Annotated in this window: 10 protein-coding genes; 7 read left to right on the forward strand and 3 right to left on the reverse strand. The window is 50.6% G+C overall.

Annotated features, from left to right (window positions below):
- Positions 1-9 precede the first annotated feature (9 nt).
- Positions 10-1116, forward strand: a complete 1107-nt coding sequence (locus tag B9D94_RS04470; RefSeq protein WP_148246521.1) for an LLM class flavin-dependent oxidoreductase — start codon at positions 10-12, stop codon at positions 1114-1116.
- A gap of 139 nt (positions 1117-1255) precedes the next feature.
- Positions 1256-2290, forward strand: a complete 1035-nt coding sequence (locus B9D94_RS04475; protein WP_148246522.1) for a TRM11 family SAM-dependent methyltransferase — start codon at positions 1256-1258, stop codon at positions 2288-2290.
- Here B9D94_RS04475 and B9D94_RS04480 read toward each other — a convergent pair.
- Together B9D94_RS04480 and B9D94_RS04485 are read right to left on the reverse strand one after the other, a co-directional pair.
- On the reverse strand, positions 2235-2546 hold the full coding sequence (locus B9D94_RS04480) for an MGMT family protein (protein WP_036640726.1): 312 nt from the start codon (positions 2544-2546) through the stop codon (positions 2235-2237). The genes B9D94_RS04475 and B9D94_RS04480 overlap by 56 nt on opposite strands.
- Before the next feature lie 134 nt (positions 2547-2680).
- On the reverse strand, positions 2681-3634 hold the full coding sequence (locus tag B9D94_RS04485) for a D-2-hydroxyacid dehydrogenase (protein ID WP_148246523.1): 954 nt from the start codon (positions 3632-3634) through the stop codon (positions 2681-2683).
- A gap of 297 nt (positions 3635-3931) precedes the next feature.
- On the opposite strand from B9D94_RS04485, the gene thpR reads away from it, so the two are divergent.
- From thpR to B9D94_RS04500, 3 genes are all read left to right on the forward strand, one after another.
- Positions 3932-4501 (forward strand): RNA 2',3'-cyclic phosphodiesterase, encoded by a 570-nt coding sequence (gene thpR, locus B9D94_RS04490; RefSeq protein ID WP_148246524.1) that lies wholly within the window; start codon positions 3932-3934, stop codon positions 4499-4501.
- Positions 4502-4611: 110 nt separating this feature from the next.
- Positions 4612-5511, forward strand: a complete 900-nt coding sequence (locus tag B9D94_RS04495) for a cell wall hydrolase (RefSeq protein ID WP_063477707.1) — start codon at positions 4612-4614, stop codon at positions 5509-5511.
- Between the two features lie 42 nt (positions 5512-5553).
- On the forward strand, positions 5554-6237 hold the full coding sequence (locus B9D94_RS04500) for a metal-dependent hydrolase (protein ID WP_063477706.1): 684 nt from the start codon (positions 5554-5556) through the stop codon (positions 6235-6237).
- An 85-nt stretch (positions 6238-6322) separates the two neighbouring features.
- Here B9D94_RS04500 and B9D94_RS04505 read toward each other — a convergent pair whose 3' ends face one another.
- Entirely contained in the window at positions 6323-7498 is a 1176-nt protein-coding gene (locus B9D94_RS04505; protein ID WP_036640719.1) for a UDP-N-acetylglucosamine--LPS N-acetylglucosamine transferase, read from the reverse strand.
- 340 nt (positions 7499-7838) lie between these two features.
- On the opposite strand from B9D94_RS04505, the gene B9D94_RS04510 reads away from it, so the two are divergent.
- Together B9D94_RS04510 and B9D94_RS04515 are read left to right on the forward strand one after the other, a co-directional pair.
- Complete coding sequence (locus B9D94_RS04510; RefSeq protein WP_006212506.1) at positions 7839-8420, forward strand: TetR/AcrR family transcriptional regulator; 582 nt, start codon at positions 7839-7841, stop codon at positions 8418-8420.
- 216 nt (positions 8421-8636) lie between these two features.
- On the forward strand, positions 8637-10904 hold the full coding sequence (locus B9D94_RS04515) for a YhgE/Pip domain-containing protein (protein ID WP_148246525.1): 2268 nt from the start codon (positions 8637-8639) through the stop codon (positions 10902-10904).
- Positions 10905-11271 lie beyond the last annotated feature (367 nt).

The following is an 11271-nucleotide window of genomic DNA, read 5'->3' on the forward strand; positions in this document are numbered from 1 at the left end:
AGGGAGCTTATGAACAACCCATTGAAGTTTAGCGTGCTTGATCTTGTTCCGCGTTTTGGGGAGAGCACCTTCGAGGAGGCCCTTTTGCATGCGGTGGATCTGGCACAGCATGCGGAAGCGTGGGGCTACCGCCGTTACTGGGCGGCGGAGCATCATGATCTGGAGCACTTGTCCTGCGCTTCGCCCGAGATTCTGCTCTCCCATATCGGCGCCCGGACAGAACGTATTCGCCTCGGCTCCGGGGCCGTGCTGCTGCCGCATTACAGTCCACTGAAGGTAGCGGAGAATTTCCGTATGTTGGCGGCGCTGTATCCCGGACGCATCGATCTCGGGATCGGGCGGGCGCCGGGAGGTTCCGCGCATACAAGCATGGCGCTTAGCGGAAATTTCCTGGGCCACGTGGCAGATTTACCTCATCGGATTCGGGCCCTGACCGAACTGCTCGAAGACCGATATCGCTACGAGGATGTGCCGGTGGCAGCGAAACCGGTTCCTGTAACGGAGCCGGTTATGTGGATGCTCGGCACGAATACGAAGAGTGCCGGTTATGCGGCGGAATTCGGCACGGGGTATGTATTCGGCCAGTTCATGAGCGATACGAACGGTGCCGAGGTTCTGCGCTCTTATCGTGAAGGTTTTCAGCCCAGCGCACGTCTGCGAGAACCGCACACGATGGTGGCAGTAAGCATTGTGTGTGCAGAGACGGAGGAACGAGCAGGCGAGCTTGCTGCTCAAGCTTCCGGGTTCGGACAGCGCACGCTGCCCTCGGACCGCTTGGACACGGGGGCAGCTGCTCCCGAACAGAGCTCTGCTTCAACCAGGATTGGACAAGCTGAGTTTTATGGATCGGCCGATCGCGATAAAGGGGGGAGCCGCAGCCGAGATCCGATCTACAACGGAGATCCGGCAGGCAAATCCAAACAAGGAAGTCCGGATACGGCTGCTTCCAGAACGCCAGGCCCTAGTCAACTTATTGTCGGTACGCCTGCAAGTGTGCACCTCAGGCTTCGGAATATGGCAGAGCAGTATGAATGTGACGAGTTCTTGATTGTCACACCGGTGAGTGATTATGCTGCGCGGCTGGCATCTTATCGTCTATTAGTAGAATCCATATAGTTCTCTATATAGAAGAAACTATTCTAAACTGCGCAGCATTTTATTTCCATACAACATTTATCCTGCCATATATGTATTAATGCGTATGTTTAAGCTGATGCAGGATATTCACTTATATAATAGAAGGAAGTAGAAATAAATGACGAATTTCGTTCAAGATGACATTGTATGGGGTCCTTCTTCCATAAGGGATAAGTCATCATATCTGTATACTTACGCCTGTCATGAAACAGAGCGTGAGCTGTGCTTCATGGAGCTGGCCGAGCTGTTCGGACATATGCCGGATGGAGAGGACTGGCTGGAAAGGGAGCAATGGGTGGATCCGGATCGAAGCCCATTCCTGTCCGCTTGCCTGGATGTCAGGGTGACTGGCGATTCGATAGAACAAATGGCAGAGCAAGCAGACGAAATTCAACTTAGGAACGCCACCTTCAAAGTTGTTTCCCTAAAGGCGGGAGATCCTTATACTTATGATCAATTACGCGAGTTTGAGCGGAGGGTAGGCCGCCGAATCGCAGGAACAGCACAGATGAAATCACCCGATATCACGTTTGGGATGATATCCATAGACGGCATCTGGCGCTTGGGCATACTGCAAGAGCCAGCGCGTGCCTGGCTGAAGCATAAGCAGAAGCCGCAAAATTACTCCACAGGTCTTAGCTCTCGGTTAGCAAGGGCATTGGTTAACATCGCTGCACCTGAACCCGATGGGGTCATGCTGCTGGATCCCTGCTGCGGAATGGGAAATGTTCTGATCGAGGCGTTGTCGATGGGAATTTCGGTCGAGGGCTGTGACATTAACCCGCTTGCGGTGCGGGGAGCAAGGGTGAACCTGAAGCATTACGGTTATGATGACAACATAGTTGCCATTCATGATATGAATACATGGCAAGGACATTATGATGCGGCTATTCTGGATCTTCCTTATAATGTGTGTTCCGTTTTCCCAGAGGAAGAGAAGTTGAAGATGCTGCATAGCTTACACAGGTTGGCAGATCGGGCGGTTCTCATTAGCACGGAACCATTAAGGGGACATCTGCAGGAGACGGGGTGGAAGGTGCTTCGTCATAGCACGACCCGCAAGGGGAGTTTTGTAAGAGAAATCTGGCTGTGTGTATCTATTCCGCAGGATCGTAACCAAATTTCTTCAAGTCGATCATGCCCAGGTGGTTAACCGTAACGCCTTCGTCCTGCAGGTATAGCTCCTGCATTAATCTGGACTCATCGTCCTTGATGGCAATTTCGCCTTTGGCATTAACAACCCGATGCCATGGAAGCTTATGAATATGACTTTGGGTGTGAAGTATTCTAACGACTTGGCGTGCGGCCCGCGGACTCCCAGCCAATCGGGCTACTTGTCCATAAGTCGCCACATATCCTTCGGGGATGCTCTGGATCACTTCGATCACGCGTTTCGTAAATGGCTGCATACATGTTCACTCCTGCCGGCATTGGGATTATTATATAAACGAATAGGGTGTCCCGAGGATAAAGATCACGGGACACCTTTCTATTTGCTTCAAGATCGCTTCAAACGAATGTTCAGACTTCTTGCACTCTGATCCTAGTACGACTTGCTGTAATCGATCACATTGCGGGATAGCGGCTCGCCGTTTACATAGTTCTTTAAATTTTCCAGGAAAATAGCCACGGCTCGCTCGCTGTAGCGATCCGTATCGCCCGCCGTATGCGGCGTGATGATAACGTTGTCCATCACCCACAGCGGATGATCCGACGGAAGCGGCTCTTCCTCGAAGACGTCAAGGCCTGCACCCGCCAATGACCCGTCCTGAAGCGCCCGAATCATATCATCGGTTACCACGGTCTGGCCTCGACCCACGTTGATGAAAATAGCGGTGTCCTTCATAGCGGAGAATCGTGCTTGATTGAATAAGCCCTGGGTCTCATCCGTCAGCGGGAGGATGTTCACGACATAGTCGCCCTCCGCCAGCGCTTTATCAAGCTGATCGACCTTATACATCACTTCTATATGGGGATCTGATTTACCGGAATGACGAACCCCGACCGTCCGCATACCGAACGCCTGCGCGACACGTGCGGTGTGGCTGCCAATCTGGCCGACGCCGACAATGACAATCGTTTTGCCTGCCAATTCCGTGAAAGTACCCGAAGTATCCCATTTCTTGTTCGACTGCTGCCGGATGGCAAGATGCAGGTTGCGGGTAAAGCCCAGGATCATGGAAAAAATATGCTCCGTAATCGGAACGCTATGTACACCACTGGCATTGGTGAGGCGGATGTCCTTTTCCTGAAGCTCTGGAAGCGGCATTTTATCCACGCCAGCGGACCATGCTTGTATCCACTTGAGTTTACTGTTCGCAGACAAGACATCCTCCTGGATGGAGCGCGACCAGCCGATCAGTATTTCGGCATCCTGAACTATGCTTGTCGTAAGCTCTTTGGCTTTTGTAACGATCAGCTCATAGCCGGGGGCGATATCCTTGATTTTTTGCTGCTGCTCGGTGGTTAAGTCGTGAATGGCAACGATTTTCGGCATGGTACTACCTCCTGGGGAATGTGATGATAATACAGAATAAAAGCGATACTCTCTTTGGAACATATTATCAGAAATCATGGCTTTGCGCATGGCGGAACCCGTCCGCTTAACAAATTTATACATGTATTATTGTCCGATTTATGGTAAATTGAAGCTTCATCATATTTTTAGGCGAAATGATGTACCCCTCATATTTATTTTCAGGCTCTATTGCTCACACTATAAACGAACTGCGAAAACATGGTGCTTATAGCAGCCGATGGCTGCTTGATGATGATTAGGAAGGAAGTGTCTTAGTTGAGCCATTCGGCTGAGGGAGCTATGGATCGTTTATTTGTTGCCGTTCATCTGCCATCCGAGGTATCTTCCCGGATTCAGGAGTGGGCGGACAAGCTGGCAGAGCATGTGAATTTCAAAAAATGGGTTCATCCGCAGGATTACCACATTACTTTACAGTTTCTAGGTGATACACCGACTCATCGCATTGAGGAATTGACGGAGGGGCTTCAGCAGGTAGCCGGGGAGCACAAGCCTTTCAAACTTGGCATACAGGATGCCGGCGTGTTTGGGACAAGCAGCTCACCCCGGATTTTATGGACAGGGGTCGGCGGAGATTTGAATGCGTTGGCCCATCTTCAGCAATCGGTGGTGTCCAAAATGCAATCCTTCGGATTTGCGCCGGAGGATCGTCCCTATCGTCCACATATTACCATCGCCCGGAAATTTCAAGGAAATCAAAAATTTTCATTGGATGAAATTGGAATAGGACCCGATCCTATCCAGTTGAGCGTGCAGGAGCTTGTTCTTTTCCGTACAAATTTGCAGTCGATTCCGATGTACGAAACTGTAGGTGTGGCGCGGCTTTAAACCTTTTTCTGAAATTGAAAATAAAATGTTCATAAAATTACCATGTTTTCAACGCCTAAAAATGTGGTTACATAGTGTAGGAAATGTGCCGACATCATAGGAGGAAAAATATGGTTATAAAAATTCTTCGGCAAAATCGCTGGGTTGCGCTGCTCATCGGAGCGCTCTTTGTGAGTTTGTCTCTTATAAGTTTGCTTGGAATGCAGGCAGAAACAACTGAAGGGGAAGAACAGCAGCAGGACATGCCGAAGTTTGTGATGGCTGCCCTGGCTCCTGAAGGCGACCCTGATACATTAGCGGTAAAAGCGAGTACAAAGCAGGATAGGGAACCTGTCAACATTTTGTCTTCAATTGTTTTCCATGAGTGGAATAAGCCGGGTGGCAAGAATGACGCTTTTTCAAGTTCAAAGGGCATTGGTTTGGCTGATCCCGGGAACTTATACTCACAAAAAACATTGAAGACTGCAGATGAGAAGAAGGAAGAATCCAAATCTCAGGATGCAGACGGGAAACCGGCAAAACAAAAGGGGACACATGTCGTCAAATCACAGGCTAAAAGCCTAACACCCCCCACAACTTTATTCTTCACAAGAACAAATACGTTAACCCAGGCTCAGAAAGATAAAGCAACCTGGACCTATGATTTGTCAGCTGAAGAGCTGCTTCTGCTCCAGAAGATTGTCATGGCAGAGGCGGAAGGCGAACCGTACGAAGGCAAAGTAGCAGTTGCTAATGTTGTCTTAAACCGGCTGCGGTCAGCCAATTTTCCCGATACTATTACCGATGTAATCTATCAAAAGCACCAATTTAGTCCTGTAGCGAACGGGCGTCTTAAGCGTGTCCAGCCAAACGAGGAGACGATCAAATCTGTGAATGCGGCACTTCACGGCCAAAAGGAAGTAAAGGACGACACGTATTTTTTCCTGTCTCTAAAGCTTGCTCAGGACCTGACGGTTCATCATTCAAGAACGTTCGTGAAAAAAATAGGGAACCACTCTTTTTACAAGTAGTGCCCATATGGGTAAACTAGTATGTAGGAGGTGTGTTTAACCATGAATATTACGTATTACGGCCATTCTAGCATGTTGGTGGAAGAAGGCGGAGTTCGTGTTATCATCGATCCGCTGCTATCAGGCAATCCAGGCTCCGGTATTAAACCAAGCGATGTGAAAGTTGATGCGGTTGTGCTGACGCATGGGCACTCCGACCATTTTGGCGATTGCATCGAGATTGCCAAGCAGAACGATTGTCCGATTATCGCGGTTTATGAACTCGCGGTGTACTGCGGTACCCAGGGCGTCAAATCCCATGGCATGAATATCGGCGGAAGCGCACAGTTTGACGGCTTTAAGGTGAAGTTTACCCCGGCCTTTCACTCTTCATCCATTTCGGTAGGGGACACCTGGATCTATGCAGGGCAGCCTGGTGGCGTCATTCTGACGATGGGCGGCAAAACATTCTACCACGCGGGCGATACGAGTCTGTTTGGGGATATGCGCCTGATCGGGGAGATGAATCACATCGATGCAGCTGCGCTGCCGATCGGTGACATGCTGACCATGGGTCCGGAGGACGCTCTGCTGGCCGCACAGTGGATTCGTGCGAGGCATGTGATTCCAGTGCACTATGACACCTTCCCGGGCATTAAACAGGATGCAGGGGCCTTCTGCGCCGAATTGGCCAAAACCGGTATTCAGGGTCATCCGTTGAAAGCGGGAGAAAGCCTCGAAATATAGATGGGTTAATGCAAAAAAGCTTCCCTGTCCTCCGTGACAGGGAAGCTTTTTGTTTGAATAGGCAATGTAAGAATTAGAATGGATATTAGGGCTGGTCCGCCAATATCTTGATCGTTTCTTCCTGATAGCCGGGTATGCGTCCTTCGTTCAGCAGCCCCATCACCTGGCCTGCGCAGTGATCCGGCTCCAAATGCCGAATGCGCCGCCTGCCTGCATCATTACGGTGTTTCGTTACTTGATCATAGCGATCCGACAGCAGATTCAACCATTTATCGATAACGGAAGCAGAATCCAGAATCTCCGCATAGCCCTCGCTAACAAAGAAGTGGGAATTCACTTCCTCCTGTCCCGGGATCGGCTCGTAGAACAGCATGGGAATCCCTTTGGCGGCTCCTTCCGTACAAGTCATTCCGCCGGGCTTCGTAATGAGCAGGTCCGACACGTCCATGAGTTTATGTATATCCTCACGATAACCAAGGACGTGGATGTTGGGGTGCTGAAAGATCGGATCCTCGCGCATGCTGGCCACCAGCTTCTCGTTCTGTCCCATACAGAAGACAAGCTGGATATCACCGGCCCGGCTTGCCAGCTTACTGAGCAGTTCCTTATTGAATACGAGACCCCATCCGCCGCCCATAATCAGTACTGTAGGCATGTTTTTTAATTGAAGCTCGGCTTGAAGCGCCTTGCGATCGCCCCTTTCCCAGAATTTCGGATGCACGGGAATGCCGGTCACATGTATGTATTCCGGCAGAATGTCCCGGAGCATGAGCATCTTTTTCACATGGGGAGTGGATACGAGATATTCATCCACTTCCGGATTGACCCAGGTGCCATGTGCATCATAGTCGGTGATGAGTGTATAGAGCGGGACTTCAAGTCCTTGACGCTTCAGGCGTGAGACCACGGCGTTAGGAAACGGGTGCGTACATATAATAAGATCCGGCTGCAGCTCCTCAATCACCCGCTGGGCCTGTGCATAGAAAATCCGGTGAAGCGCGAGCCGCGTCAGACGGTTTAACGATTTCTTATATTGCGAACGGTACAGCATGCCGACAAGGCGCGGCCTGGTGCTGACGGTTTTTCGATAAGCGGACAAGATTAACGGCCCTACGGTCGGATTTAAAAAATTGCCAAGCTCAATGACACGGCATTGGATGCCGGGACTCATCCGTTGTATACCTTCAGCCAGCGCATACGCTGCTTGCGTATGTCCTGTGCCGAATCCCTCGGAAAAGAGGAGCACTCTTGTATATCGCATGGTTTCACCTACTTCTTTCTCCCTCTATCTTACAAAACAGGAATCGTTTTTTGAAGAGCGGCGCGAAAAAAAAGAGTATGCACCCTAAGTATACGCGCAAAAGGGAAAAGCATTTCAATTATTTTGCGGCCCCATATTCGTTGATCGACGTTTTTCTTTCATTAGACGTTATAATAAGATTTGAACACTTCACTTGGAATTATTTAAAAATTTAACGAAAGATATTGCAATGGAATCGATAATCTGATAAAGTGATTTTTGACCGAATGACCAGAATTGTATTATGGTCAGTTTCGAGGGTAAGACCAATCTTAAGAAGATCATAGAAGGAGGGGTAAGCATGCCAGCTGTGGACCGTCGGAAGCAGGTGCTAGATGCTGCCTCCAAGTCGTTTGCTTTGTTCGGATATAAAGCGACGACGATGGAACAGGTGGCGAAGATTGCGAATGTTGGGAAAGGTACGATCTACACGTTTTTCACGAATAAGGATGAACTGTTTGACGAAATTCTGCTCTCGGCGATTATGGAGATGAAGCGTCTTGCGGAGCGGGAGATCAAGAAGGACAGGGATTTCTTTGACAATCTGTATCGCGTGCTGGATGCGCTGCTTGAATTCCGGAGCGAGCATGAGCTGTTCATCAAGCTGTCTCAGGAAGTGCGGGATATCGGCACACCGAAGGCTCATGAAGGATTGACGAAAGTGGAGAACGGGATCGTCGGCTATCTCCAGGGGATTGTGGAGCATGCCATATCGATCGGTGAGATCAAACCGCTGGATGCTCAAGTGGTATCCTTCGTGATGCTGAAGCTGTACGTTGCGCTCACGACCGACTTTAATCAGCTTCATGAGCCATTAAGCAAGGAACAGATCAAGGAATATATGATGGTGTTCCTGGCTGACGGGTTGAAGGCCTCTTCATAAGAGGTAAGAATGCAGCCTCCTTCGTGATGAGGAAGGCGGACTCTCTTGGCTTGAGGGATCGTCTTCCTTGCCAGCGATCGCTTTTTTTTTGGTTTAAACTGACCGAATGAGAGAATTGGTCATTAAGTACTGGTTTGGAAATGTTATCTGCCTGTGATGCAGATTCATGTCGGCAAAATAGCTGCTGTATCTAGAGAAAAAAAGGAGAGAGACTGGATGAAGTCATTATCTGTATTTGCAAAGGATCTTGGCGCTGCCGTTCGGAACAAAAAAATCTTGATTCCGATTATCGCAGTGCTGTTCATACCGGTCATGTACAGCGGTATGTTCTTGGGGGCCTTCTGGGACCCCTATGGAAAGATGGAGGATTTGCCTGTAGCGGTCGTCAATAACGACCAGGGCGCTGTTTTTGAAGGGAAGACGCTTCAGGCTGGCGAGGATTTGGTCGCCGAACTGAAGAAGGGAAAAGACTTTAATTGGCAGTTCGTTGACCGGAATGAAGCTGAGCAGGGCATGCAGGATAATAAGTATTACATGACCATCAGCATTCCGGAGAATTTCTCGCAGCAGGCGACAACTTTAATGGATGAACATCCGCAGCCTGCGCAGATCGTATTTGAGCCGAATGAAGGCTACAACTTCCTGGCAGCCCAAATTGGCGGATCTGCCGTGAAGCAGATTCAGTCCAAGGTGTCCGCGAAGGTAACGGAAGCCTACACGGAGACGCTGTTTGATCAAGTAGCCAAAGTATCCGATGGTTTAAGCGAAGCCGGAGACGGCGCGACCAAGCTGTCCAAAGGTGCCGTTAAATTGGACGATGGCGCCGTGAAGCTGAAGGAAAATCTGGCTAAGCTGGTCAGCGGCACGCAAGAGCTGCAGGACGGAATTGCGCCTTTAACCCAAGGGGTGCAGGAACTAAATAACGGTGCTGGCAAGCTGAACACGGGAGCAGGCACCCTCGCCTCCGGCTTGGATCAGCTTAAAGCGGGTCACAGCCAGCTGCAGGTAGGCGCTGAGGAAGCAAGCAAGGGCAGCGCGAAGCTGCAAGCAGGGATTGAATCTGCTGCAGCGGGCAGCACCGGTCTCCATGAAGGGCTGCAAGCCAACCAGGCCGGAGCTTCCCAGCTTGCGGCAGGAGCGAAGAGCGCTCATGAAGGCAGCAGCAGCCTTAAAGCGGGGCTGAATCAATCGCTGGAAGCTACGGCTGCCCTGGAGCAAGGGGCTCAGGCTGTTGCGGATGGATTGAAGAAGCTGGCAGAAGGGAATCCGGAGCTTGCGCAGAGTCCCGAGGTTCAGCAGCTGCTGGCAGCGAGCCAATCCGTGTCATCCGGCACGAGCGAGCTGAATGCGGGCCAGAAGCAGCTGGCACAAGGTGCAGCGGAGCTGAACCAGGGCACGCAGCAGCTGCAGGAAGGCGCAGGCAAGCTGAGCGCAGGAGCGGCTCAGCTGACTGAAGGCGGCAAGCAGCTAGCAGCCGGCGGCCAAGAGCTGCTGGCGGGTGCAAAGCAGCTGAACGCCGGCCAAAGCCAATTGGCTGACGGCATGAAGCTGTTCGGCACGAAGCTGAGCGAAGCGGCAGCCGGTGGCAAGGAGCTTGCCAGCGGTGCGGCCACGCTCTCGCAAGGGACGCAGCAGCTGGCCGGCGGAGCAGGCAAGCTTGGAAGCGGCGTAACTACGCTGGCCGACGGCTCGAAGCAGCTGGATTCCGGCGCCGGAGAACTGGTGAGCGGAATGAATGAATTGAAGGATGGCAGCGGGGAGCTTGCAGGCAAGCTGAACGAGGCTGCCGGCAAGACGGGCGACATTAAGACAACCGACGAAACGGTGACTATGTTTGCCGGACCGGTACAGGTTGAAGAGCACAAAGTGAATGAAGTACCGAACTATGGTACGGGCTTCGCACCTTACTTCCTGTCGCTCGGCTTGTTTGTCGGGGCATTGATTTCTACGATTATCTTGCCGATTCGCGATGCTTCTGTTCCGAATGCATCCGGATGGAACCGGTTTGTCAGCCGTACGTTATCCTTCGCCGGCATGGGATTGATCCAGGCATTACTGGCTGTGGTTGTCATGCTGTACGGATTGAAGCTTGAGGTGCAGAGCGTTCCGCTCTTCTATCTCTTCTCCTTCATTACAAGCTTGTCGTTTATGTTCTTAGTGCAAACGTTCGTAACCTGGCTGGATCAGCCTGGACGCTTTGTTGTCATTGTGATTCTGATCTTCCAGTTGACCACGAGCGCAGGCACGTTCCCGGTGGAGCTCATTCCAGGCTGGATGAAGGCATTAAATCCGCTGCTGCCGATGACATACAGTGTCAAAGGCTACAAGGACGTCATTTCCACAGGAAGCTTCGACGGCATGTGGGCCAGCGCAGGCGTACTGGCCGGATTCGGTTTGGTATTCCTGGTTTTGACCGCCGTATACTTCCTGGCTGCCCGAAATAACAAGAAGGCGGCAGAGAGCGACGCAGCGGTGACTGCTTAAGCAAGATCACATTTATATGTAAGCAAAAAACAAAGGGACTTCCCCAAAGGTCGATCGGATCTGGGGGAAGTCCTTTTTTTAATGACCAGATGAGCTTGGCAATGTATACTTGAGCACGCTCTAAAGACGGATCCATTTGGATGAGGTTTTTGGTCCGAACAGATCCCTGAAGTCTGATTTCGGTAGAATGGGGAATGGCAAAGCTGAACCGAATATATTCATTTTGCAAAAAAAGTCAATACATCGACCTGTTCGGAATGTTTTATTTGCATGTTTTTTTGCACTATTCTACATAAAAATAAGCGATCTATTGTGATTACTCTCACAAAAACAATTCTTATCAAATTCATAAAAACTTTGAATTGCC

The sequence above is a fragment of the Paenibacillus sp. Cedars genome, assembly GCF_003184205.1.
In the GTDB taxonomy this organism is placed as follows: domain Bacteria; phylum Bacillota; class Bacilli; order Paenibacillales; family Paenibacillaceae; genus Paenibacillus_AQ; species Paenibacillus_AQ glucanolyticus.